We start from the raw sequence: 26,409 nt of genomic DNA on the forward strand, positions 1-26,409 counted from the left end.
TTCTATCTCTAAACAAAAAATTGAAATAAAATCTATGTCTAAGGTTGGTTTTGGTAAATGGTTAATGATAATTGTATTGTGTTTTGGTTTACAATCCTGTTGGCTATTCACTAATAATGATACAGATTATGACAATGTAAATGACGTAATCGATAACTGCATTTCTAGTGAGCCTGTTGAAAATGCTGATTTGATAGACCCCTGCACAGGCTGCCCAAAAGATACGCTCAAAATCACTTCTGACAAGATAAATAATCTCAATGTTTATTTGGAAATTTCTGGAAGTATGAAGGGTTATATGCCTAAGCAAACAGGCAGAAGTACAGGCTTTCAGAAACAAATGGCAAGTCTTTTTTCGTGGTTTGTAACCAGTACAGAAGCAAAAAATAAAAATTTCTATGGCATAAAAGACGACCAAACCACGCTAGAGTTTGAATCTAAAGACGACGTAGCTTCAAAAATATCAAGAGCAGAATTTGAGTTTGGAGCAACTACCACTTTGCCAGATTTAGTAGAAAAAATTATCAAAAAAACAGGACAAGAAGATGTAAGTGTTATCGTTTCAGATTTTTTATACTCTCCACCTAATGTTTTGAACCTAGAAGGAACACTGGGTGTACGCCTTAGAGAAATGTTTTTAAAACGTCCAGAAATAGCTCTTTCTGTCTATGCTTTTAAGTCAGATTATTCTGGAAAGTTTTATACAGTTACAAATCAAGTGATTACGAATTGTTGTAATGACAAACGTCCGTATTATGTTTGGGTGTTGGGAAAACAACCTTTGGTAGCACAACTTGACAGACTCATTGGTGAAAAAATGAAATTTGAAGAAGAGTTGCATATTGGTAAAACGTATGGAAAAATGGAAGGCGAGATTTTGGCACAGTCAGGCAGAGATATGAATGCCTATTGGCAAAGAAAATCGGATTGTCCGAATATAATTACAGAAGCAAAAAACATTTCAGAAGAAGAGAAGCTACTTTATACTATCGGCTTGGATTTGAGCAAGTTACCCAAACAACATCAAAATTTAGAGTATCTAAAAAATAACTTGGTAGTTCGTTCTTCTAATTCAAAAAGTAACATAACCAAAATCTACACGTATAAAGATTTTGAGTCCAAACTAGCAAAAGAAGATGTAGTTCTTGCCAAAAAATATACGCATTTTGTAGAAATTCAGACCTTTTCAGTAGATACACCAAACAAAACTACTCTAAGTTTAGAGCTTCAAAACAGCTTACCTACATGGGTAGAAACTTGGAATACAGAATCTGATGAAACAGATGCAGAACGCAACGAAAAAACGGTTCTTTTGAAACGTGTTATTTCTGGAATACAGGAAGCACATGAAAATGAAACACTTTTTTCATATCCGTATATCATTACAGCAAGTGCATTGTAAAAATACTTCCTCGTTGACGGTTCTAAAACCTCAACGACGGTTAAAATTCATAATTCTAATAATTCGTAATCGATTTTCATGAGAGATTTTTTAATAGCCATTTATGAGAAATTTTTGAGGAGTGTTGCCCAAATTCCTTCCAATACTGTAACAACGTGGCGTAACGATGTTTTTCCTCTTTCCTTGTGGCTACTTTTAGCTATTACCTTTGTGGCTGCCATTCTATTTTATTTTTTCTACAACAGACTTTATTCATCTTACAATAGCGTTGGAAGCTGGTTCAGAACATTCCTACTAAGTGGATTTCTGACTGGAGTAGTCAGTTTTATTATTGCTTATTCAGCATTTTCTAAAGCCTTCAAACCTGTCTTGACACTTTCACTTTGGTATGCTGTATTGAATTTACTCTATGGTTTAATCTTGTTTTTTGTCTTTTCTCTACTTTTCAAATGGTTTTCTACCAACGGACGAAAAACGCCTTTTTAGATTCATTTTCCTCAACGACGGCTTTAGTCCTCGTTGATGGTTCAAATAAAAAATATCTACTACTCGTATCTTGCGAGTAATACAAAACAACAAACAATGAGCAGCAAAAATAATCTTTTCATTTTTGGAATAGGAGGAACAGGAACAAGAGTAGTCAAGTCATTGATAATGCTTCTTTCGGCTGGCGTAAAAATAAATGCTGAAAAAGTAGTTCCCATTCTGATAGACCCACACGAAACAAGCGACGAATACAGAAAAGTAAAAATGATGTTGGAGCAGTACGAAAAAATGTTTCAACACGCCAAAACTACTAACACTTCATTTTTTTCTACCGAAATTCTTCCATTAGGCAAACTGCATAGCGAAACGATAAATGATGCAGAAAAAATAGATAATTCTTTTGGGCTTAGTTTTAGTAAATACGCTAAAAATACCTTTGAAGAGTTTATTGGCTATAACAAGGATATGTCCAGCCAAGACCAAGCACTTGTATCGATGTTTTTCTCTGAAAAAGACCGAAAAAGTGAGATGGCTGTTGGCTTTCGTGGAAACCCCAGTATGGGAAGCGTGATTTTGAATAAGCTGGAAGATTCTGAAGAGTTTAAGTTTTTCAAAAGAGTTTTCAATACAGGAGATAAGATTTTTTTAGTTAGTTCTATTTTTGGTGGAACAGGTGCATCTGGTTTTCCATTGCTTCTCAAAAATCTACAAAGTGCTGGCGACAACATTCAGAAAGCCGTAAAAGGTGCTGTAAGTGTGATGCCTTATTTTAAGCTCAACGAAAATAGAGATAGTTTTATAGATTCTAATTCTTTCATTACCAAAACAAAGGCTGCGCTGTCTTTTTATGAAAATCAGTTGAAGGGAATTGATGAACTCTACTACATTGCTGATAGTCAGTTGGCAATGCACAACAACGATGAGAAAATACAAGAAAATGCAGCTCATCTAGTTGAAATGATGGCTGCGATGGGAATTATAGATTTTACAAGTTTGCCAAAAGGCTACGATACAAAAGTAGCTTCGACTAGCAGAGATAGTAATTTTCACGAGTGTTCCATCGAACTAGATACTAAAGAACTTTCTCTTTACAATTTGGATGAAGATACGCTCCGAATTATCCATAAACCGATTATTAAGTTTTTATTTTTGACGTATATCTATAATAATTTAGGTAGAAAAGCAGATTCGCAGCCGTGGTTTAAGGAAACGCTAGGAAATGACTTTGATGATGCGTTTAAGAAAGGAAATGGAGAGTTTGAGCCGTTAGTGAAGTTTTTGATTGATTATAATTCGTGGCTTAGAGAAATGGGGGTAAAGGAAAGAAAATTTGTTCCTTTCAATGTAGATACAGATATGAACGAATGGGTCGTCGACCATGGAAAGCTAGTAAAGAAAAGTTTTGCCAATAAATTTTTCAATACTCGTCTTTCAGATGATAGAATCAATGTAATTCTAAACGATGAGGTGCGAAGCCTTAAAACGGACAAAAAAGGATTTGATAAGCTATTAGAATTGATGGACAGAGCAACCGACTCTATTTACACAAAATATTTTAAGATATAACTCCTAAAACTTTGTCAGTAGTTTGCTTATAAACTCTGACAATAGTTGAAACAAATATTCATATAAACTATTGATAGCTTTTTAAAAAGTCTGTCAAAGTTTTAGACAAAGAAAATAATCATTTTCAATTATGGCTCAAAACAACAGTCGTCATTTACTTACACTAAGAAAAGAAAGAAATACAGATAAAAAAGGCTGGCACACGACCGAAATCTACAATGCTTCACGCATTGAGGAAATAGACGATCCCAATGGCTCAAAAGTAGCTATTCCACCAAGTTCGATTCCTACACCTTTTGCGCAGATGCACCTCTACGATGTGGCTTTCAAAATGGTTAATCGTTTAGGACACGAAGGAAATACCATTTATCATAGCTTAGTTTCGGAATGCCTTGATGCGATAGATTTGATTTATAACCTTAGAGAGCATTTACAAGCCGATAGAAACGGTCATTTTTCACTTATAGAATGGAATATCGATGAGCGAACAAAAGCACTCAAAGAATCATCAAATGATGGACATCAGCTTTTGGGAAAGACATTAGAACTTTTTACTGGAGAACTTTCGCCATTTGGTAAAGACTTACAAGGAGAGCGCAAAACGCCAAGTTTTTATATTCTGACGTATGATTCTACGCCAATTATTTCTACCTCACCTCTTACTTTTGCTTTTGTTTCCAAAACAGCAGAATACGAAAAAGAACACTTTTTAGAGTTGGTTAGTCCTATCAAGACATTAGACGGACGTTCTATGTTTACAGGTTTGAAGCCATTACATCAGCGTCCAATGGAGTTTCAAAACTATATGCATCGTCTGTTTTATTTGCATAAAGGACTTCTCAACCAAATGGATAATGTACACGAATATTTGCGTATCCAAAAAGAGAAATTTCATACAGCAAAAGGCAGTGAAATAAAAGAAATCTACGACGAAAATTCCAAAATGGGAGCTTTCGAAATGGATTATAAAGATGTTGTCATTAATGGAAAAACCCCACGTATTGAAAGAGTAGCTTGGAAAAGTTGTGCGCCAATCATTACAGATGGCGATTTGGATAGTAGTTATTTGATAAAACCAAGTCCTTCGAAAGAAAAAACAGCTCGTTTGGAAATTGGAGAAGGTAGCAATTCTAAAAAAGTATTGCCTTTGGTTTTACAAGAAGGATTTGATAATCCAAATTTCAATTATTTCAAAGGAAAGCCGTGGAGCAATAAAACACAAGTAGAGTTTTCATTACCAAAAAACAAGTGGGCAGATAGAAACTTGCCACAAATTGGCTACAATTATCCGTATTTGGTTACGACAGACTTATTAGCAGAAGATTTAGTCAGAATGCCGTATTTGATTAATCCAGATACGTTTGTTGTTCCTCAAAATCATATTCACGCTCAGAATGTAGATTTTCTATTGCCTGTAACGGATTTGTATTTCAAGTTTTTTGATGAAGAAACCCTAATTGATAACCTTACGATTGAGGAAGTAGAATCTGAACAAGGGAATATTAAAGTAACGCTCAAAGTTCCGATTAAAGGAAACTCAAACAGTCCTGCCTTCCTTACTTTTACTCGTTTTTATGATTATGGCAATCCAAGAAACGCCAATAATGGAAAAATAATCAATTTAGTAGATGATGGAAAAGACGAAACGATGGACGATATTCCGTCGCCTTTTTCTATCAGTATTTATCCTTTTGTGCGTACTGGCGATGCAGAACTAGATAATATGTACAAAATAATGCTACTTTCTTCTCAACTAGATAACGTAGAAGAATATGATTTAGTGGCTTATAATGAGGAAAAACCAATTTCTAGTAGCGATTCTGCTATCGAAAAAATAAGTAGATTCGAACGCAAAGTAGAAGGTTCACATCTTTCAGTTTACTCTGTAACAGGAACTTGTTTTGATGCCTTAGAAATTATCACACCCTATACAGGAAAAACAGGCGAAAAAGCAAGAGGTTGGGTTCTGCCACGTTGGAAAAAACCACCACACAGGGGAACGAATCCAAAACCGTTTACTGTAGCCGTCGATTTTGGAACGACAAATACATTTGTAGCTTTCACAGAAGACGACGCAGCCACAGCAGGAAAAATCAAAACCTATCCATTTTTTATTGGAGAGGAAGACATGCAAGCCGTTACGCTCAACAAGCCAACAGCCGATAAAAAACATGTAATGTTGGAAAGGTACAGTTTTGATGACAACGCCATCGGACTTGCCACGACATTTTTCCAAGATAGAATGTTTATGCCAAATTTGATTGGAAATCCTCCAACACAAGAAGCAATTTATCAAAACTGGCGCAATACTTTTCCTATCCGAACGGCTCTGATTCACTCTAACGATGTCAAATTTGATGTTTTATTAAATTCAGCTATCGGATTTTTATATGAAAAAGATAACCTAGATATTGCAAGACATGGGCAGGAAGTAACGACGAACTTAAAATGGTCTGCCGAAAACTCAAAATTGGTAGAAGTTTTTATTGAGCAAATTCTTCACATGATTCGAAACAAAGTGATTTTGAATGGTGGTGATTTGTCAAGAACTCGTTTGGTTTGGTTTAAGCCTTTAAGTTTGCCAAAAACACTAACTGACAAACTCACAAAAGTTTGGAATGAAAACAGCCGAAAAATTTTAGGTAAGAATGTAACCATTCGCCTCGTCAATGAATCAGAAGCACCTTATTTTTATTATCGTGCGACAGGTAAAATAGACAAAAGTAGTTCTGTCGTGTCGATAGATATTGGAGGTGGTTCTACAGACATTGCGCTTGTTTCTAATGGAGGAAAAAATAGACTTGCCACTTCTGCATTTTTTGGAGCAAACACACTTTGGGAAGGAAGAGATAGCAAAGACTCTAATCAGTCATCTGAAGGTGGAATTGTGGCAAAATATCGTCCTTGGTTTAAAGAGCGTATTGCACTTACAAAGAAAGGAATTAGCCAAGCAGCAGGCTCACGAATTGAGATGATTTTTAATGAAATTATGGATAGTGGGCGTTTTGATTCTGGGGATAAGTCTAGTTTTATGTTTTCGGCAGAACATATTGATTTTGCAGAAAAACTAAGCGAAGACAAAGATATGCTCTTGCTTTTCTTGCTTCATTATGCTGCTTGTGTCTATCATGCTGTGCAGCTTTTGGCTGTGAGTGGAATGCCTTATCCGAAAGATTTTTGTTTTAGTGGAACAGGCTCAAAATATCTAAATCTTTTAGACCATAGCGAAGATAAAAATGGATTGCAGAAGTTTACTGAAATTTTTGCTCAAAAAACTTATGAAAAGTATAGGGAATTGGGTATTGATGCAAAACCACAAAACGAAAATAGCTTTGATGTAGCAGAAGAAGAGGAAAATGTTTTTGAAGGCTTTGGAGAATTAGAAGGTGGTTTACCAACTCAAGATACACAAGAGACTTTCGAAATTGGTGGAAATATCAATCTTCACATGACTAAAGAACCAAAAGAAGCGACCTGTTTTGGTGGGATTCATAGTTTTGCAGACTCATATAAAGACTTAGGTTTAGGGCAAAATATAAATACCATATTTTTGGGAGAAATTGATGCAAAAGCTGACGAACTTTTGCCACAACGAAACCTAACTTATGAAGAACTTATTGATGAAAATGGAAGACCAACAGCAGCAGGAAATCAGCTTGCTATCCGAATCAATAAAAACTTAGACCAGTTTTTAGAACTCTTCTTAGATATGAACAAAAATCCTCAAACTCGTTTTGAAGATTTCAACATCGAAACTAATTTAGATGCCTTTGAAAAAGGATTTAAAGCTATTAAGGCTAAAGAACTTGCCAAAGGAATGATTTATGAGCGTAGCAATGCTTCGGGTGGTTATACGCCCGTACGTGAGACATTCTTTTTCTATCCATTGCGAATCATTATCAGAGATTTGGCTCTTGCAATGGCAAAAAATAAAACAGTAAATATGTAATTTATAAATCCTCAACGACGGCTTTATGCCTCGTTGACGGTTTTTGAAAATAGTCAAAGGCAAGCCTTTAACCTACAAAGTGACAATAAAAATCAATCTATCCCATGAAAACACGTTACATTTTTTTATCTCTATTTTTTGTAGGAATATTCTTCTGTATTTCTCAAAATGGAATAGCTCAAACACCACAAGAAAATCAAAAAGTAGTTCATAAGGCAGTTGATAAAATGAACTATGAGTTTGCGCTGGCAATTCTGAAAAGAATAAATGAGTTAGACGAAAATGTAAAGTTTTCTGCTTCAAAACTAAAAGATACTACTTTTAGAAATGTAGAGAATCTAAAGCCAAGAGTAGAGGCACAGTCATTGAAAAGAATTTTTAGTCAAGAAAAACTAAGTGATAATACCATAGGGTATATTTATGATATAAATTTCGTTAAGCAAAGTAGAAAAACATATTCTACTAATGATTTGGCTTCAAGTATAGAATCATTGGATAAGATTGAGAGAAAAATTCTACAAAGAACCAATGATTTTGGAGAGCAATACAATAAATTCAAGCTACCATATAAGCAATATCAAAATTTAAAATTACGTCTTACTAAAATCAAAAATTCGGCTGTCAGTCAGTTGAAACCAAAGGAAAATCCAGATACAGAAATCAAAACAGACACCACTACAAAAGTAGAAGAGGATTCTACAAAACAAGAAAAAACAGAAGAAATCACTAAAGTAGAGGCTACCCAAAACATTTTTTATCAAATCAATGGAGGAGAAAAAAAAGAACTTGTAGGAAATCTTGAAACCGTTGTAGAAGGCGAAAAACCAACCTATAAATTTGGCTTGGATGTAAAAAGTACGGATTCAATAAGATTTAGTAATTCAGAAATAGATACCATGTTTTTAGCTTCAAATATGTCTTCGCCTCTTTTTTTAGAAAATAAAAATAGTCGTTTTATTATAGATTTGAATATCAGCCAAATGGAAGAAAATGATACAATTATGTGGATTATTTTTGCTGCGATAGCCATTTTGGTGGGTGCGTATGTGATGTATCAACATTCAAAAAAAAAACAATCTGAAAAGCCTAGAAAAAATCAAAAGGAAGTAAAGAAAGACCCTTTGAGTAGAGATGATAAGCCTATCAAAACGCCTGTTGTTACTACTCCAAAAGTAGAAAACAAGCCTACACCAATAGATAAAACTAAAGAACAGATAGAAGCAGAAAAACAAAGGTTACAAGCTATTCTTACCAATAAAAAACTATCTAACGAACAAAAAAAGAAAGAAGCTAAGAGTGAAAATATTTTGTTAGAAGTGGCTAAAAATGCAGAAGTACAAACTCTCCTCAAAAAAATAGAAGAGTTGCCAAAAGAAGAAGTCAAAGCAGAAACTACAAATAAAGCAAATACAGAAGAGACAAAAGAAGAAGTTCCTTCTAAAAACACTACAAACTACCACGAACCTTTGTATGTTTCGCTTTCCAATGTGGAAGAAATGGGAGTAAAATCGGAGCGAAAAAAGCCGATGAGTAACACCATTTTTGTCGTTCGTCCGTATAGTAAAGGAGATGAGCAAGCCAAAGAAGCAGATTTTTTATTGCATTCAGAAATAAAAGATATGGCATTTGAATCTATTTTTCGTTCGATTGAAAAACTAGACCATTTGATAGAACATTCTACCTTTGTAGAGAGTGCAAAGAAAATTGAGCAAGTAGAAAAAGGAAAACTCATCAAAGAAGACGGCGTTTGGAAAGTAAAAAAACGTTTGAGAGTAAAATTTTCATAAATAAAAACTCCTCAACGACGGCTTATGTCCTCGTTGATGGTTGAAAAAATAATCAAAAATGGACGAACAAGAAATAGCAAAATATAAAGAACAGTTGCGCCTTCGAAAATTGGGGGTAGCTATTTATGAATTACAGACTATTTTAGGACAAAAAATAAGTGCTGCTGAAAAGACGCAAAAGGCAAAGAACTATTATCTCAAAATTGATAATGCTGTGAAAGGTGAGGGAGTGATTTTAGATTTGATGTACAAAATTACTGGAGAAAAAATAAATGCAGAAAATTATCAGAAGCCATTAAAAACACCTCCTAATCCTATCCGAAAAAATCAAACAGCACTCAATAATTATCTACAAGAAAAACAAATACAAGCCAAAACAAAGCCTACAACTCTAGCAAAACAAACAGCTTCTAAAACGACAGTTACTGCGCCAGTTACACAACCACCAAAACAAAACTCTTTTCCCATCACAACCTATCTTTCAATCAGAGATATTTATGAGGAAGATGATGAGACGTTCTTTAAGAAAGGAAGAGATAAGACTGTTAGTAACAGCATTTTTGTAATCCATCAAATTTCAGCTACTGAAGCTACTTTTGAAACCTACAAAGAAATGAAAACTAATTTTTTCAATTCGTTTTATCGCTCACTGTCTGGTTTTGTTTTTGCCTTTAATGTGGTGGGTTCTCCTTCTTTTGAAGATGACAAAGTTGAAACAATAGAAAAAGGAAAACTAACCAAAGAAAACGAGTATTGGAGAGTAACCCAAAAAGCTAAAATAGAATTTAAGAAAGCAGAAGAATAATGTTTGACAGACCAGAAGAACAACAGCCTAGAAACTCTGGAAGAGTAAATCACGATGCAGAAAATACAAGCTCTTCGAAAGCAAGCACAAAATATATTTATATAATCATTGGTATCTTCGTTTTGTGTGGACTGATTGGAGGAGGATTTTTTTTGTATGATTTGGGTAAAAGCTCATCTTCAAAGCCCTATTCTAAACCCAATAGTGAAATCATACTTTCTGAACCTACTCAAACAACTTCTTCAGAAGAGCGAAATACAGAAGAAATATCTTTTCAAGAACTTATTGGAGAATATACAGGAAACATCAAAAATGAAGTCGTTACAGTAAAAATCTTTGCAGAAGGAGAGAAAAAACGCTATTCATATTCCAAAAATAACCGTCTTTCCTATATGCTTTTTCATTTTCCAAAGACTAATGAAATCAATTTTCATAGACCCAAAGAAGGATTGGCAGAGTTTAAAGCTATCAAAGAAGGAAATAGTATTGTGTTACGTTCTCCAAATGTGGAATTACGAAAAATAAATAACTAGAATATGCCAATAATAAGAAGTAAACACCAAGCTGGTGAAACCATTGAAGAATTTTATGCAAATGAAGATGTGGGGATGGCTTTCGTAATGACAGGAAAAGTAATGTTAAAACTGATAAAATTCATCAACGATAATGTTACTGAAACCAAATTATCCGTTTTTACATCTCACTATACAATGTGTATTCAGACGAAAGACTCTAAGAGGTTGAATGATTTTATCACTATTAATGCTGACCCAATTTCAGATACATATTATTTTAGTTATAAATTACCTACTGAAAAAAGTCCTTGGAAAAATGCGTGGGTTTCTGGCACAGCCAAAGGAGTAGAAGAAGGACTAATTTTTCTTATCAAATCAATGATAGGAACAGAGAAGTGGAAAGGTAATAAAGAACTAGAACAGTTAGCTAAGAAGTATAATATCTATCAAAAGGATTGAAACTTCTCATGCAACTCCAAAACCTGCTTAATCAACGGATGAGAAGCATCATTATAAATCACAAAATCGGCTCGTTTTAATTTTTCCTCTTCTGGCATTTGCTTGGCGATAATTCCTCTTACTTGTTCCTCTGTTCGGTGCGAATCTCTTTCCAAAACTCTTTTGATACGGTTTTCTAAAGGCGAATGAACTACAATAATAGCATCTAACACTTTATACGAATCTGATTCAAACATCAAGGCTGCTTCTTTCAGAAGATAAGAACTTTTATTTTTATGTTCTTCATACCATGATGCATAATCACGTCCTACGGCTGGATGGACAATAGAATTGAGGATTTGTAGTTTAGAATTGTCATTTGGATTGGAAAACACTGTTTTTACTAAAAAATCTCTATTAACTTCATTTTCAGACAGATAAACTTCTTCCCCAAAGGCTTTTTTAAGTTCTAGTTTTAGAATATCATCTGTAACCATTACCATTTTAGCACGAGTGTCTGCATCATAGACAGCAATTCCCAATGTTTCGAAGATTTTACAGACTGTACTTTTTCCTGTACCTATACCTCCAGTAATGCCAAGTTGAAGAATATCTCCTTTTTTCTGTATCATTTTTTTATTGAATTTAGGGTGTAGGTGATGGTGTGTTACGCAAAACATCATCTGTTGGAGTATCGTCTTCATCATCCTTATTTTTTGAACCTTGTAAGAAACGATTGATATCAGAAGCAACAGTTCCTTCTATTCGCTCTACAAAAAGTCGTTTCATAGCCATTTCATTCAAACCTTGATAAGGAGGAATCTTGAACTCATAATAATACTGTTCTTTCTTTAGATTTTCAGCAATATTTCTATAATTATACCAGTTGCTCATCGGTTGTTGGAGTTTATCTAAAGCAGCTACAATAGCAATAACACCCGAAATAATAGCACTCATCAGACCACTATATTCTTTAACCCAAGAAATATATCCCCCCACAGCAACAATAATTGGAATCAAAGCTCCCAAGAAAATGACAATACGTTGATACCACATAAATAGATTTTTGTTGGCAACAGCTTTCTTGTCGTACCAAGTTACTTGTCCGATATAGCGTTTCATAAAATAATCTACATAATCGCTATGTGTCGTGATTTGGTGGTAATCCATCTGTTGTCCATATATATCTACTTTTATAGTATATGGATTGTGAGCAGAATTAGAACTGTCTTGTTTGTTATTATCTTCCATATTCTTCGATAGTTTTTGATTCGGCAGTAAAAGAAAGTCCCCAGTTAGATTCTGTACTAATCATAATGGTTTCTACCATTGGCGAAACAATAGCTTTGCTACTTCTCCATTCCAAGATAAAGTTTGCTCCTACGCCTCCCTTATCGTCATAGAGAGCAACGACGTGATTTTTTGTTTCTAAAGGATTTACTTTAATAGGCAATTCAGTAGATTTTATTTCCTTCAAAACATTCCCTTCTGTGTCGTAATATTCTAAGCGAGTAATGTAAAATTCTGCATTAGGATTTACATTTCTTATGCTTAAAGTAGAAGAAAGACGCTCAGTTCGATGGTGTCCAATACTATAAATTTCTGAATAGACAGGCACATATAAAAGTTGCCCAAAAGCTAATGAATCTTTTAATTCATCTGTAGGAAACGAATTTGAACTCAATGATTCTTTATCCTTAACATTAGAGAGCTTGATTAAACTTTTAGAATTGAGTTCTTTGATATAACTTAAATCTTCATCAGTATAGGTGGTTGTCCCTTGATTTTTAGGAATAAAATCCTTTGAGCCAGAATCGCAGGAAGAGAGTAAAAATACACTTAGGCAAATTGAAAAATTAACAATGGAAAATTTACTGACAGATTGAACATTATTTCTTTTGAATAATAATGAAAAGCTTTGTTTGAACATTTTAGGTAAAATTAAAAATTCCTAACTCAAAATAAGAGGACTTTCAGAAAATTATTTTTTGACAAAATATTGGTTGCTTTTTGCTTTTGCGAAAATCCTAAATAAAAGATGACCTAATTTACCATTTATAATTTACAACTTATCATTGGTGTTGTTATTCATCAATCAATTCTTCTCTAATTTTTGAAATCAAGCTATACACTTCTCGTTGTGGTAAGTAATAATATTGCAGGGCTTGTGTAAAGAGTTCTAAGTTAGCTTCTAGTTCGTCTGTTACAACAATATCTGCTCCTGCTTTCTCAATACCAGCCACATCTTTGGCTCTTTTGTTTCGAACCAAAACAGCTACTTCAGAATTGTAATGTTTTATCTTTTGGGTCAAGACTTTCGTAATTTCTAAATCAGTTAGTGTAATCACAACAATACGAGCTTTTTTAAAATTTACTCCATGCTGTACTTCCTCATTCATCGCATCGCCAAAAAGAATATTTTTTCTATACACACTATCTTTTTTTACTCGTCTAGGGTCAGTTTCGATGATAATAAATGGAATATTAGAAAGGCGTGCAGCTTTTGCAATCGTTTTTCCATTGTATCCAAAACCTATAATTACGATATGGTCTTCTAAGTTTTTGTCTTTAAATTCTTCTAAAAACTCTGGTATTCTTACTCTTTTGGTTGCCCAATTACTTATAAATTTTGGCTTAGGAAGTCTATAAATCAAGAAATGAGAAATTCTCTTAGAGTTAATAATTAAAATAGGAGCAAATGCCATGGTCAAAACGGAAGTAGATAGAAAATACTGATATAGTTCGATAGGCATCAATCCGATTTCTGTTCCAGATTTAGCAAGAACAAAGGCAAACTCTCCAATTTGGCAAATGGAAAGCCCTACCAATATAGCCGTTTTTGCTGTTACTTTTAGTGATTTGGCAGCCCAAAAAGCTAAAAAAGCTTGAATAATCATACTCATTACGGTAAGCAATATTATTTCCATAAGGTTTGCCCACAAAAAATTAATATCCATCAACATTCCGATAGAAATAAAGAAAATACTGGTAAAAATTTCTTTAAAAGGCAGAATATAACCTGTTGCCTCGTGTGCATAGTCAGATTCAGACATTACCAAGCCAGCCAAAAATGCTCCTAAAGCGAGTGAAAGTCCAGCAAGTGAAGTGAGATAAGCGACTGAAAAACAGATTACGACAATCGTAGAAATAAAAAGCTCTTTGCTTTTTGTCATGACTACCAAATTGAGGAAGGGCTTCAGGACAAATTTTGAAACCAAGACCAAAAAAGCAAGTACAGCAGCCGTTTTGGCTATCATCAACAATACTTCTTGTAAAATATTATCTGCCTGCCCTGCTAGAATTGGCATCATGAGCATCATCGGAACAACAGCAATATCTTGAAAAATCAAGATGGCAAGAATAATCTGTCCATGTGGACTTCCCATTTCTCCACGCATTTGCAAGAGTTTGAGTACGATAGCCGTACTACTTAGTGTAGAAAGAAAACCATAAAAAATAGCAATAGGAAGATAGTCATACGTGCCAAAATAAGTAATTGCTCCAAATACAGTGGTTGTCAAGACAAGCTGAAGCGAACCAGCTAAAAAAACAGCCTTCCTAATTCGAAGAAGGTTGGGAAGTGAAAACTCCATTCCGATGGTAAAAAGAAGCAAAACAACACCAATTTCTGCCAAAATATCAATGTGTTCTTGGCTAGTAACAAGTTTCAAAACATAAGGACCTGCAATTACACCTGTTACTAAAAAACCAACAATACTGGGCAAGTTTACTCTATATAAGACTAAAATCACAGGAATAGCAAGAGCCAAAATAACGACTACATCGCTAAGAATAGAGGGAATGGAGAGTAGCATTTAATGAAAAAAATTAGGATAAGATAATATTACAAAAACAGGGACAGAAAAAACATTTAGCAAAAACCATGATACTCTAAAAGATAATAATATGTTTTGAAATAGTGAAGTATAATCAGTTTTTTCACAAAAAAAACACTAACCCAATAGTGGTAGTAAACTATGGGGTTAGTGAGCAATTATTTAGACATATCTTGTTTATCTAAATTGGGGTTTTCAATATTGTTTTGCTTTTTCGAAAGTCCTATTAGTGTAGAACTTTTTCATTCTTTAAACGCAATGAATACACAGATTTATATTCTTTGCCTGTTTCCAAATACTTTTTGAGTTTTTGGAATAGCTTTTCATCGATATATTGTTCTAAGGCTTGCTCTACATTCTGATAATTGCTCATTGCATCTTTTATTTCATTATCCCATTTTTCAAAAAGAGAGTCAAAATCTGAAGGGGAAATACGCTTTCTACAATTTTTTGAATCACAGCCACAAGCAAAGTTTTGTTCGATATTGAAAATAGCATACTCATCTGTAATTTCTTCGTTGGGTTGAATATCACGAAGAGCAATTTCGAATCCATATCCTGTGCTTATAGTATTTCTATTGCAAGAATGGTTTACATATTTTGCAGCATCCCAACTCACAATTCTATATCCTCGCTCATCTCGGTAGGAATATTTATTTACTACACTGCGAGCATATTCATCTAATTTTAGATATTTTTTTGGAGTTACCTCAATTTCTAAGCTGTCTTTTACATAAACAACTGTACCCTTAGGAATAAACTCTTTTGCAAAAACGCCATAGCCAATTTCTGGACTTACAAAGCGAAGTTCGGTAGAAGGATGAATCATTTTCTTATAAAAAAGAATGGTAATATTTTACTTGTATAATTTTAATGAAAAGTAGCACCATAAAGCATTTTGTTATCTTGTAATACAATTATTATCATAAATAATCATACTATTTTAATGACGGATAATAACGTAAAAATTAAGATTTAGTTGTCAAAAAAGAAGAGTTTTTGAAGATATTTTGAAAAAATACATTTTCAATAAAAAATGACCTATTTTGTTATGAAAGGAGCTTCTGAAAATAGAAATCACTGATTTTTTTTCAAAGAAAAAGCCAACAAAACTAAAATAGTCTTGTCGGCTTCAAAAAATTTAAAATTAGTTTCTAAATCATTTTATGATAATCAAGAAACAACTCTAAACAAACGTTCTTTTACATATCTGATGCTTTAGCAGTAATATCAAAACCTACGTTTACAGTATTGTTGATAAACTTATCTTTTACTTTTGCTGTACCTTCTGCCATGTGGCTTACATTAAATTCTGTACGGTCAATGTTGAATTTTGCACTTGCTTTTACTTCTCCTTCTGATGGCATAGTTACATTAGCATAGAAAGTAATTGCTTTTTCAGTATCCATCATTTTTAGGTTACCAGTAATTTTGTGTGTAGGGTTTTCAGTAGAGTGTTCTCCTTCTGGAATATCTAAAGTAGCAGCATCTACTGGTTCTACACTAGCAATAGTGAAAACAGAAGTAGGGTATGTTTCCACAGCAAAGAAATCTTGATTTTTTAAATGTCCTACCAATTTTGCATTATCTTCTGCATTTTCAATATCTAATACAGTAATATCTGTCATATCAAGTGTAATAACACCACCAACTAGGTTTCCACCATCAACCATGAGATTAGAACCTTCTGCAATACCGATAGTTCCGTTGTGCTGCCCACCTGGTTTTGAACCAATCCAAGTAACTGCACTTTGGTCTGGAAGTACAGTAAGATTTTTTTGTGCAACAACAACTTCTTTTGTATCAACTGTTGCTACTGTATCTGCTACTTCTGCCTCTTGGCTTTTAGGAGCATTGTTACAACTTGTAAAAAATGATAATGAACTTGCTACTAAAATAGCACTAGCAAATAATGAAATACGTTTCATAATAAGAATGAGGTTAAGTTTTGTAAAATACACACAAAGTTAAGATAAATAATTGTACATACAACTATTTGTTTAAAAACTTGCTTATTTTTTTTGAGTTAGAAAAGAGTAAGATACCATTTTTTTGTATTATTTAGATGTCATGATTCTAAGTCAGTATTTTTGTTTTTGTATTTTTGTTCTGATTTATTCAAAAAGGCTCTTTCATCATTTTTAGTTTTAAATTCGTTTTACAAATGACAACTCTTCCTATCTTATACGAAATTTTTTTAGAATCCTCAGGCGTTTCGACAGACACTCGTAGTGTGAAAGAAAACCAACTTTTTTTTGCGTTAAAAGGAGATAATTTTGATGGAAATAAGTTTGCCTATCAAGCCTTAGAAAAGGGAGCTTCTCATGTTGTTGTAGATGATAAGAGTGTAATTCCAAGTATAGGAGATGAACACAATGCTAAAAAATTAGCTCATAAAAATCGTTATCTGTTAGTAGAAAATGTATTAGAATCGCTTCAAAAGCTCGCTAATTTCCGTAGAAAACAGTTTTCTATTCCATTTATAGGCATTACGGGTAGCAACGGCAAGACTACTACCAAAGAACTTTTGCGTTCTGTTCTTTCACAAAAATTCAAAACCTATTCTACTGAAGGTAATCTCAATAATCATATTGGAGTTCCTCTTACATTGCTAAGAATACCACAAGAGGCAGAAATTGCCATTATAGAGATGGGGGCAAACAAAGTAGGCGACATTGCAGAGCTTTGTAGTATTGCCGAGCCGAGTCATGGTCTGATTACTAATATTGGCAATGCTCATTTGGAAGGTTTTGGTGGATATGAAGGTGTTTTGAGAGGCAAAACGGAACTCTATCAGTCATTAATTAAAAATAATGGAACTGTTTTTATCAATAGTAATGATAATGTTTTGATGAATATGACCAAGCGTTTTGAGAAGGAAAAAGTAATACAATATGGAACAGATAACCAAGAAAATTATTACTCTGCAAAACTTTTACAATCTGTACCTACAATCGTTTATCAAGATGAAAAAGATAACCCAATTACGACACAACTTATAGGTGCTTACAATTTTTCTAATATTTTGGCTGCTCTTGCTTGTGGAAAATACTTTGGACTTTCAAATGAACAAATGAATAAAGGTATTTCAGAGTATTTGCCTAAAAACAATCGTTCACAAGTAGAAGAGCGCAGCAATACCAAAAACACTCTTATTTTAGATGCCTACAATGCTAATCCAGACAGTATGAAAGCAGCTCTACGACATTTGGAGGAAATGCCAAGTAAAGAAAAACAAAAGGTAGCCATTTTGGGCGATATGTTTGAACTGGGCAGAAAATCATTTTCTAAACACAAAGAAATCTTGGATTTTGCCCTTCAACTCAAGATTGATAAACTTATAGTCTGTGGAAAAGACTTTACAAAAGCTAAAACGGCAGGAAATCTTATCTCTAGCCTCATTATGAGTTTCAATGATAAGAACGAATTAGCTGATTACTTACAAAAAAATCCAATTAATGAAAGTATTGTCTTGCTAAAAGGCTCTAGGGGAATTGGTTTGGAGACAGTAGCCGATGAATTTTAAGTAAAAGATTAATATAGATGAAAACCGTAAACAGTGCTAATTATATTTTCTAACCATATCAAAACTTACAATGCCTCCATCAATTTCAGCTTTTTCTAGTATGCCATTCTTATAAGTAAAAATACTTTCTTTGCCTCTAGCATTGATTTTTTTGTATTTATGTTCTCCTAGAGGAATAATTTTATTAAAACCTCCTTCTTGTTCTGAATAGCAACGAGTGAGTTTAAGTGGTTCTTCAAAGTACATAGAAATAGTTGAGTAACGAACAGTAGCCTTGAAAGTATTTTCTACCTCTCCATCTTTTACAACTTCATACTCTCCATTTTTTAGCTGAGTTTGAGTTTGAGCATGCTGATTTCCATTGTAGTTTATATCTACATTGGCAGTTTGTAAAATTTGATTATCGTACACTACATCGTATTCATAATTGATTTTGAAGGTTTTAATAAATTTCATTTCAATATTTGTCGAACTTGTATAATAAGTTTTTGAGTCTATATGTTCTTTAGTAACCTTCAAAGTACCTACTGGACTTTTGCGCCAAACTATATCATAAGCAAGTGATTTTTCTGTTGAACTATTCAACATACCAAACAGAAAACCAACAATACATATATACCAAATCATAATTTTTGTTTTTTCTTATTTACTAAAATACAACTTGTCAAAAATTAGAATATTGCACATCAATAGATACTTGCTGTTCTGTAAGCCACAGAACAGGGAAAAGTGCCGTTCCTTTGTGTTTAAGCGACAGCGACACCAACAACTTCTTATCTCATGTCCAGTACTCTAGTCAAAAATACAAATGAAAGAGTATATATCAATTCGTAAATTTTATTATTTAGGTCAAATTCAAGAAGTATCTTAGCTTCTGCTAATATCTAAAACATCAATCAGTCCAAACTGATAAATAGACACTATTTATTGTGATAAATCCAATCAATGGATATATTTTATAAGTATTTTAACTTCTTATAAGGCTGAGGTAATAACTCAAAAAAATAAGCCTGTTTAGCAAAAAACAAGCTTATTTATAGCATCGGACTTGATTAGATATACTTAATCGCACTCATAACGTATAAATATGGTTTGCATAGAATCATTTGCATATTTTATTTCATAATTTTTCAATAGCCCATTTACTTGGTATCTGTATTCACAAGTAGAGATAGTTTTACCTTCAGAGTCATTCAAAGTTTTGTATAATACTGGACATCCCCTTTTACAGCTTGCAGCAGATAGAAATTCGGGCTGAGTAATACTCACTGCCTGTACTACGTTTTCTGATGGGAATATTGTAAAATTGGAACAATTACCATAAGATAACTTTTGATTTGATACTGTTCTACCACTTCTATCATTTATAATTCTTTCAGTTGCTTGATATGAAGATGTATGTCCTGTGTATTGAGCTACACGGTCAAGTCTCTCATCGATAAATGTTTTCGTTTCGATGAGTTGATTTTGGTCATTATAACTAAAATTAATTCTAGTGAGTTCAAAAGGATAGTAATTCTGAATTCCTATACTTTTCAAGTTTCCAGCTTCGTTGTAGGATGGAAAGTAACTTACCCTTAGGATAGTGTCGTATTCTATAATATTAGCTTGGCTTATCTGTCCAGCTCCATTATACAAGTATTCTATATAGTCGTGGTCAGTTTCCCATATTCCGTGTCTTCTGTGTAGTACTTTTTCCTCCCCTATTGTTTTGTATTCCCAAGCATAAGATTCTGTGATGTTACCTAAACTATCTGTATATTCAAGTGCTGATATATAACACTTTGGTGCATTGCATTTATCTCTTCTAACAGATGTACCTTCGCTTATTTCATTACAAGAAGTAAAAAGCAGAACGAAAGCAATGTAACATAACACCGAAGAAAGTAAATTTTTATCCATAGTTTGCATTAAATTATCTTTATTTAAATAGTAAAACTTTATGAGAATGCAAAACTACAAATTTTTCTTATTTATAACACTAATAAGTACTGATAAACAGATAATTTAGTTTGAAGTTTAAAGAAAAACATTCTTGATTTATCATAAATCAACGAACAAAAAATTTATGTATTTTACAATCAGATAAAAACACATATTAGAAACAAAACAAATGTAGGGTAAGATATTAAATGTATGCTCTATAAAATATTAGCAAAACACTAAATAAGGAGTAACTCTAAAATACCGTAGCTAGTAGTATTGGGATAGTGTCCCTATTGCTGTTGAGCTATCCAAAACTTAATTTTTTCATATACTTCCTGCATTTTCAAGAGTTTGAAATGATGCGTTGTTGCAAACTGAAATGAGTTGGTACTTTCAGTGCCTATTTTTTCTAATGTTATAAAGTGGGCATTAGCACTTTTTGTACTGACTAAAATATCTCCAAAAAAATAGTTTATCCAATGCGTTTCTTCTTTAGTTAGTCTGCCTGATATAATGAAATATCTAACATTTTCTAATTTTGGAACTTCATTTTTTGTATTTTTTAGAAAAGCATCTGGATGTTTATCTTTCCAGTCTTCTTCCATCAGATAACCATAACGCAAGTCTTTTATTCCAGCACTTCGCAGATTAATTATTTTTCCTACCAAACGAGTTTGCCAGTTGGGAACATGCTCTAAAATATTAGTTGTAACATTTGCAAAGCGCTCAAAGAATGAACCTAAATGTGGCGTACCAAGCAAAAACACATTTTCAACTTTTTCTACCCACTTTAAGCCTTTTTCCTTTGCATAATAGGCTGCACTGTGCATAAGAAGTCCTCCCATACTATGACAAATAAAGTGAATTTCTTGAATTTCTTGAGGATAATTTTTGTATAGTTTTTCCAAAAGAAGAGCTAACTCTTGTCCGTTATCAGAAATATGTAAGCCTGTATTATAACGTAGATAAAAAGGTGTACAACCAAAATCGTCTTCTAATTTTTTTCCATAATCACTTCTGTCTTTAAACTGCCAAGCCGATTCATTATAAACAAGTCCGTGAATAAGAATACAAACTTTATTTGAAGCAGGTTTTTTGTTGTAGGAATAATTTGAACGCTGTTTTAAACTTTCTTTATCTAATACAATAGCACTCTGACGATGATAAAAATTCATCTTGATATTTAGAGGTTGTAAGAAAGAATAGTCTTGAAATTTGTCTCCTACTGCGCCATTCAGAACACTTACTGTTTGTGAAGACATTTTTTTTACTTTTCTAAATATCTTCCAAACTGTTTTTGCCATGTTTTGGGTAGGCATTTCTAAATTATCAAGTGCATATTTTTCATTTTGGAGTGGAGTGGAATCTGACATAAAAACAAAAAGTTAGGGAAAAAATAAATGATAGGAAATAAGAATTTGTTTTTATGTGTAGGTAACAAGAAAACGCTGTAAAGTGTGGTAAAGTTTATTATTAGCATAAAAAAATTCGATAAGCACAAAGTACTTATCGAATCTGAATCTCAATGAAGAGAAAATAAAACTACTTAAAGCATTTATTATCCTTACTTCAAACTAACGCTCTGCCAAACGGATGCTGCCGTGTTGATTGATGACACGTACTTTTCCATTTTTACCTCCGTTTGTTTTTCCTTCTAATATTTTATCGTGGTCGTCGTCTTCTTGTCTTTGAATATTTGTATTTGGCATGGAGTTTCTTATGCTTCCATGTTCTGTTCTGACTTCAAACTGAAAGGCTGCATCCGAATCAAAACGTAATTCTATTCCTCCGTGAGCATTTTCTACGTCTATTTTATCAAAGCCTTTCTGAATTTGTTCTATTTCACAATTTCCGTGTTTGAGAACCAAAACAGCCGACTTCGATACTTTTCTAATCTCTATTCTACCAAATTTATTTTCTCCCATTATCTGTGAAACAGTTCCAATTCTCATGTTTCCGTGTTTGGCATTGATGTCTAGTTTTCCTACCTCATCAATTCTGACATTTGAGTGTTTGCTATCTATTTTTAAATCTGTATCACTTTTATCTATGTTTATACTTCCATGAGCGACGTAAATATCAGCAGAGTTGATTTCATTGATGGAAAGGTTGCCAAATTCAACGTTGATAGTATGGCGCATTCCTGTTAGATTATGAGCATTGAAATTGCCATGTTTTAAATTGACATTTAATCTTCCATTTAGGTCAGAGAGTGTAACCGAACCAAATTTATTATCTACATCTATATTTAGATTTTTAGGAATTTTGATGTCATAATTGATTTCAAAGCCCTCTCTTTCATTGCAGTTGTAGCCACTTTTTGATTCTTCGATTTCGGTCTCAAAACGCACTCGTTCTCCTGTTTTTTCTTGGTCTATCTCTACTCTATCCAATATTTTTTGAGCTTCTTTTTCGCTTCTCGCCCACGCCAAAACAGTTACTTGAACAGAAACTTCATTTTTATTATGAGTACTAAAATTGACATGTCCATATTTATTAGCTATCTGTAAGACATCTTTAGCATCTACTCTAAAAGTTGCTTTAATGACTTTTTGTTTTTCTTCCTTAGGTTGGTAGTATGGGTCATCTAAGTTATTAGCATTCGATGGTGTTATACCTATACAGAGTAATAAAAATGCAAGGAGAACAAGTTGGGTTTTATATAGATTTTTCATTTGTTTTGTTATTTTGATGGGTTTCTGAATTAGATTGTTCTAAAATTTGGATGCTCTCGTCCAAAATTTGTTTACGCAGTTTTAGATTTTCAAGCATTTCATCGATAAGCACTTTCGGATTTTGTTCTTCCAAAAGGTCGCTTTTCATAATTTTATAGGCTTCATCTAGTTCATCTAAAGTCTGTATTGTTTCTGGAGTTACCCAGTTTTCAGTGTCTTTTTTCTTGAGTTCTTGTTTTTCTTTAGCAATAACAGACGTATAATAGTTTTCAGCTTCTACTAGTTCGGCAGGCAGTGCTACTGTTTGAACTACATTGTTTTGATGCTCTTCTTCCCAACTACCAACATTTCCTTCTTCATACATAGATATTAGTTGTTCATTTTCGTGAGAAAGAACGCTTACCGTATCAAAGTGATAGCCCAAAGTTGCCACCAAAAGAGCGACTAAAGAAGCAGCCACAAGCCTAAATTTTCGAAGAGAGACTGTTTTGGCAGGTTTGTTCTCTTTCTCTTCTTTTACTTTTAAAGCACTAGAAGAATAATTTATAGGCGATGGCTTTACCCAGTCGGTTACTTCTCGCTTGACTTCTACTGAACCAAACTGAACCGATTTTGCCATTTTTTCAGAAACAGGTGAAGGCTTTACCCAGCTTTTTGTTTCTTCTTGTTCTGCTTGTAAGAGTTTTTTAGCTTTTGCTTCTACACTATTTTTAGCTTCTGAACGGTATTCTTTTTCAGCTTTCAGTTTTTGCTGAATAGCCAAAAAGTTTTTTTCCATAGAGAAAGAAGCATCAAACTCTTCGTCGATAGATTTTTGTTCTTCCTTTTGCAATTTACTTCGGTGTGTGAGTAAGAATTTTTCAAGCTCATCTAGCTTTCTTTCTTCTTTATTATAATTTTTATTCTGATTTGCCATTTTTACATACTGTTTTAAGTCTTTTTTCTGATTAATTAGTTAATCGTTAGTTTAGAAACTTAGGCTGCCAAATACTGTCTCAATCTTTTCTTAGCTCTGCTATACTGCGATTTTGAAGTAGAACTAGAAATCCCTAATATTTCCCCAATCTCTTCGTGGTCGTAGCCTTCAAAAAGATATAGACTAAGTACAATTCTATAACCGTCGGAGAGCCTATTGATGGCTTCTTTTACTCGGCTAATTTCTGTCTTGTGCTTCATATCTTTTTCTGAAACTCCTGTTTGAATATTTACCTCTACAAAATCATTCTCACAATCATTTTCAACTTTTGGTTCTACCAACATTTCATCTAAGGAAACCAAATCAACTTTATTCTTTTGAAGAAAATTAATAGATGTATTGATGACAATTCGCTTTAGCCAAGCTCCAAACGAAGCATCTCCACGATATTCTTCAATTCGCATAAAAGCTCGTACAAACGCATCTTGCAAAACTTCTTCTGCTTCGTGTCCTTTACCCACTATTCGTACACAGACATGATACATTGCCCTTACATACTTTTGGTAAAGCTGGTATTGCGCCTTCTGACTGCCCAACTTGACTTTTTCTATCAGTTCGGCGTTCGGTTCTTCGTAGTGAGTATCAACAGTAGGAGTAGACATTGAAATAATTGCGATTCTTTTCGTTAGTTGTTGGTGTGTGGATAAACAAATCGTTTTTGTTATCGCTTACATTAGAAAAGACAAGGTAAAAAATAAAAGGTTGCAACTGCGTCAGAAAAAAAATAGAGAAATTATGGAAAGTGGGTTACTTTAAAAATCTTGTATCTTTGTAGCCAATTTTATGATAAGCAAATCAAAATAAATGAAAACACTCTTACTCATTAGGCACGCCAAGTCTTCTTGGAAAGATGAAACCTTGCCAGACCGTGAGCGTCCTTTAAATTCTAGAGGAAAAAGTGATGCTCCACTGATGGGAAAAGTTCTCTTTGAAAAAAATATTGTTCCAGATTTGGTTTTGTCTAGTTCTGCCAAGCGAGCAAAAAAAACAGCCCAAAAGATTTTTTTTGATGTGTATGGATTTATGGAAAGTCAAGTGCATCTGACAGATGACCTTTATTTTACAGGTGTTCCCTTTCACATGAGGATTATAAATACGATTTATGATACAAAAAATACAGTTGCTTTGATTGGACATAACCCTGATTTTAATAATTTGGTAGATTTTTTAGCAAGCGAACCTGTCCAAGAAATGCCAACTGCTGGAATTTACTGCTTAGATTTTGATGTAAATTCTTGGAGTGAAGTAACAAGACATTCTGGAAAAATTCGTTTTTTTGAATATCCTAAAAAGTATAAAGTGAGCTAAATATATAGTACCTCAACGACGGTTTTACACCTCGTTGACGGTTGATTGAAATATGAAAAAAAAGACCATCAAATTTCTTGTTCCTTATCCTTACGATATTGCCCCTGGGCAACGATTTCGTTATGAGCAGTATTTGGATATTCTGACAGAAAAAAACTTTGAGTATGAGTTATTGTCTTTTTTAGATGAAGACACAAATAAAATTCTTTACAAGAAAGGACATACTTTACAGAAAGTAACAGGAGTTTTGAAAGGTTTTTTAAGGCGTTTTTGGCATATTTGGAAGGCAAGAAATGCAGATTTTGTTTTTGTGTATCGTGAAGCAACTCCCGTAGGTTTTCCTTATGTAGAATGGATTCTGACAAAAGTTTTTAATAGAAAATTAATTTACGATTTTGATGATGCAATATGGATTCCTGCTACTTCCTCTCAAAACAAACTGATAGCCTTTTTAAAATCGCCTGATAAAGTCAAGAAAATATGTAAATGGGCGTACAAAATAAGTGTAGGCAATGAATATTTACAAAAGAATGCGAATCAGTTTGCTAACTCTACCACGAAAGCAGTTTTGAATCCGACGACGATTGATTTAGAAAAAAAACACAATATTTTACATCAACACAATCCAAACAAAAAACCGATTATTGGCTGGACAGGTTCGCATTCTACGCTGATTTATTTAGAGATGATAACTCCAATCTTGAAGGAGTTAGAACAGAAATACGATTTTACATTTCGTGTTATCTGTAATCAAAACCCAAATCTAGATACAGAGAATCAATTACAAAGTTTTGAATTTGTAAAATGGAATAAAGAAACAGAAATACAAGATTTATCAGAATTAGATATTGGCATCATGCCACTTACGGCAGATGCATGGGCAGAAGGAAAGTGTGGTTTTAAAGCCTTGCAATATATGGCACTAGGTACTCCAGCTGTAATTTCTCCGATTGGTGTCAATAAAAAAATTATCAGTCAAAATGAAAACGGTTTTTTGGCAGATACAGAAACTGAATGGAAAGAATATCTATCTCTTCTCTTAGAAAATCCTCAAAAAAGGCAAGAAATGGGAATTCTAGCTTTAAAAACTATACAAAATGAATACTCTGTACAATCTAATAGGGAGAATTTTTTGGGGTTGTTTACTTAGTAGAAAAGTTATTTTAAGTAATTATCTACTACAATTTTGTTAAATTTGATTTATTTTTTCATAA

General features: G+C 33.4%; 23 protein-coding genes. 11 read left to right on the forward strand and 12 right to left on the reverse strand.

Features of this window, described 5'->3' with window-relative positions:
* Window positions 1–34 precede the first annotated feature (34 nt).
* The 8 genes from QZ659_RS11725 to QZ659_RS11760 all read left to right on the forward strand — a co-directional run bounded on the left by QZ659_RS11725 (window position 35) and on the right by QZ659_RS11760 (window position 10,969).
* Entirely contained in the window at window positions 35–1,402 is a 1,368-nt protein-coding gene (locus QZ659_RS11725; protein ID WP_291726007.1) for a hypothetical protein, read from the forward strand.
* Window positions 1,403–1,480: 78 nt separating this feature from the next.
* Window positions 1,481–1,888 carry a hypothetical protein gene (locus QZ659_RS11730; protein ID WP_291726008.1) on the forward strand — a complete coding sequence of 136 codons (408 nt, stop codon included), beginning with the start codon at window positions 1,481–1,483 and terminating at the stop codon, window positions 1,886–1,888.
* Window positions 1,889–1,984: 96 nt separating this feature from the next.
* The gene (locus QZ659_RS11735; RefSeq protein ID WP_291726009.1) at window positions 1,985–3,454 is read left to right on the forward strand and encodes a hypothetical protein; all 1,470 of its coding nucleotides are present in this window, start codon (window positions 1,985–1,987) and stop codon (window positions 3,452–3,454) included.
* 130 nt (window positions 3,455–3,584) lie between these two features.
* The gene (locus QZ659_RS11740; RefSeq protein ID WP_291726010.1) at window positions 3,585–7,403 is read left to right on the forward strand and encodes a hypothetical protein; all 3,819 of its coding nucleotides are present in this window, start codon (window positions 3,585–3,587) and stop codon (window positions 7,401–7,403) included.
* A gap of 104 nt (window positions 7,404–7,507) precedes the next feature.
* Complete coding sequence (locus tag QZ659_RS11745; protein WP_291726011.1) at window positions 7,508–9,190, forward strand: hypothetical protein; 1,683 nt, start codon at window positions 7,508–7,510, stop codon at window positions 9,188–9,190.
* Window positions 9,191–9,248: 58 nt separating this feature from the next.
* Entirely contained in the window at window positions 9,249–9,995 is a 747-nt protein-coding gene (locus QZ659_RS11750; RefSeq protein WP_291726012.1) for a hypothetical protein, read from the forward strand.
* A complete protein-coding gene (locus QZ659_RS11755; RefSeq protein ID WP_291726013.1) occupies window positions 9,995–10,528 on the forward strand; it encodes a hypothetical protein in 534 nt (177 codons plus the stop codon). Before QZ659_RS11750 ends, QZ659_RS11755 begins: the two co-directional genes overlap by 1 nt.
* A 3-nt stretch (window positions 10,529–10,531) precedes the next feature.
* Window positions 10,532–10,969, forward strand: coding sequence for a hypothetical protein (locus tag QZ659_RS11760; RefSeq protein ID WP_291726014.1), 438 nt, complete (start codon window positions 10,532–10,534; stop codon window positions 10,967–10,969).
* Here the strand turns inward: QZ659_RS11760 and coaE are convergent.
* The 6 genes from coaE to QZ659_RS11790 form a co-directional block, all read right to left on the reverse strand.
* Window positions 10,957–11,580, reverse strand: a complete 624-nt coding sequence (coaE, locus tag QZ659_RS11765; RefSeq protein ID WP_291726015.1) for a dephospho-CoA kinase — start codon at window positions 11,578–11,580, stop codon at window positions 10,957–10,959. The two genes, QZ659_RS11760 and coaE, sit on opposite strands and share 13 nt — an antisense overlap.
* A 13-nt stretch (window positions 11,581–11,593) precedes the next feature.
* Complete coding sequence (locus QZ659_RS11770) at window positions 11,594–12,199, reverse strand: DUF4231 domain-containing protein (protein WP_291726016.1); 606 nt, start codon at window positions 12,197–12,199, stop codon at window positions 11,594–11,596.
* Entirely contained in the window at window positions 12,189–12,878 is a 690-nt protein-coding gene (locus tag QZ659_RS11775) for a DUF3124 domain-containing protein (protein ID WP_291726017.1), read from the reverse strand. Before QZ659_RS11775 ends, QZ659_RS11770 begins: the two co-directional genes overlap by 11 nt.
* Window positions 12,879–13,032: 154 nt before the next feature.
* The gene (locus QZ659_RS11780) at window positions 13,033–14,763 is read right to left on the reverse strand and encodes a cation:proton antiporter (protein WP_291726018.1); all 1,731 of its coding nucleotides are present in this window, start codon (window positions 14,761–14,763) and stop codon (window positions 13,033–13,035) included.
* Window positions 14,764–15,010: 247 nt separating this feature from the next.
* Window positions 15,011–15,613, reverse strand: a complete 603-nt coding sequence (locus QZ659_RS11785; protein ID WP_291726019.1) for an SET domain-containing protein — start codon at window positions 15,611–15,613, stop codon at window positions 15,011–15,013.
* Between the two features lie 373 nt (window positions 15,614–15,986).
* Window positions 15,987–16,712, reverse strand: a complete 726-nt coding sequence (locus tag QZ659_RS11790; protein WP_291726020.1) for a YceI family protein — start codon at window positions 16,710–16,712, stop codon at window positions 15,987–15,989.
* Window positions 16,713–16,948: 236 nt separating this feature from the next.
* Between QZ659_RS11790 and QZ659_RS11795 the strand changes: the two genes are divergently transcribed.
* Window positions 16,949–18,310: a UDP-N-acetylmuramoyl-tripeptide--D-alanyl-D-alanine ligase gene (locus tag QZ659_RS11795; protein ID WP_291726021.1), complete on the forward strand. Its 1,362-nt coding sequence runs from the start codon at window positions 16,949–16,951 to the stop codon at window positions 18,308–18,310.
* A 36-nt stretch (window positions 18,311–18,346) separates the two neighbouring features.
* Here the strand turns inward: QZ659_RS11795 and QZ659_RS11800 are convergent, their stop codons facing one another.
* From QZ659_RS11800 to QZ659_RS11825, 6 genes are all read right to left on the reverse strand, one after another.
* Complete coding sequence (locus QZ659_RS11800; protein WP_291726022.1) at window positions 18,347–18,937, reverse strand: DUF6134 family protein; 591 nt, start codon at window positions 18,935–18,937, stop codon at window positions 18,347–18,349.
* Window positions 18,938–19,372: 435 nt separating this feature from the next.
* A complete protein-coding gene (locus QZ659_RS11805; protein ID WP_291726023.1) occupies window positions 19,373–20,212 on the reverse strand; it encodes a hypothetical protein in 840 nt (279 codons plus the stop codon).
* A gap of 314 nt (window positions 20,213–20,526) precedes the next feature.
* Window positions 20,527–21,609 (reverse strand): esterase/lipase family protein, encoded by a 1,083-nt coding sequence (locus QZ659_RS11810; RefSeq protein ID WP_291726024.1) that lies wholly within the window; start codon window positions 21,607–21,609, stop codon window positions 20,527–20,529.
* 201 nt (window positions 21,610–21,810) lie between these two features.
* Entirely contained in the window at window positions 21,811–22,911 is a 1,101-nt protein-coding gene (locus tag QZ659_RS11815; protein ID WP_291726025.1) for a DUF4097 family beta strand repeat-containing protein, read from the reverse strand.
* Window positions 22,895–23,827 carry a hypothetical protein gene (locus QZ659_RS11820; RefSeq protein WP_291726026.1) on the reverse strand — a complete coding sequence of 311 codons (933 nt, stop codon included), beginning with the start codon at window positions 23,825–23,827 and terminating at the stop codon, window positions 22,895–22,897. The genes QZ659_RS11815 and QZ659_RS11820 overlap by 17 nt, the downstream gene beginning before the upstream one ends.
* A 59-nt stretch (window positions 23,828–23,886) precedes the next feature.
* Window positions 23,887–24,489, reverse strand: coding sequence for an RNA polymerase sigma factor (locus QZ659_RS11825; protein ID WP_291726027.1), 603 nt, complete (start codon window positions 24,487–24,489; stop codon window positions 23,887–23,889).
* Between the two features lie 202 nt (window positions 24,490–24,691).
* On the opposite strand from QZ659_RS11825, the gene QZ659_RS11830 reads away from it, so the two are divergent.
* Together QZ659_RS11830 and QZ659_RS11835 are read left to right on the forward strand one after the other, a co-directional pair.
* Complete coding sequence (locus tag QZ659_RS11830; RefSeq protein ID WP_291726028.1) at window positions 24,692–25,195, forward strand: SixA phosphatase family protein; 504 nt, start codon at window positions 24,692–24,694, stop codon at window positions 25,193–25,195.
* A 52-nt stretch (window positions 25,196–25,247) separates the two neighbouring features.
* A complete protein-coding gene (locus tag QZ659_RS11835) occupies window positions 25,248–26,345 on the forward strand; it encodes a glycosyltransferase (protein ID WP_291726029.1) in 1,098 nt (365 codons plus the stop codon).
* The last annotated feature ends 64 nt before the right edge of the window (window positions 26,346–26,409 follow it).

This window comes from Bernardetia sp., from assembly GCF_020630935.1.
In the GTDB taxonomy this organism is placed as follows: domain Bacteria; phylum Bacteroidota; class Bacteroidia; order Cytophagales; family Bernardetiaceae; genus Bernardetia.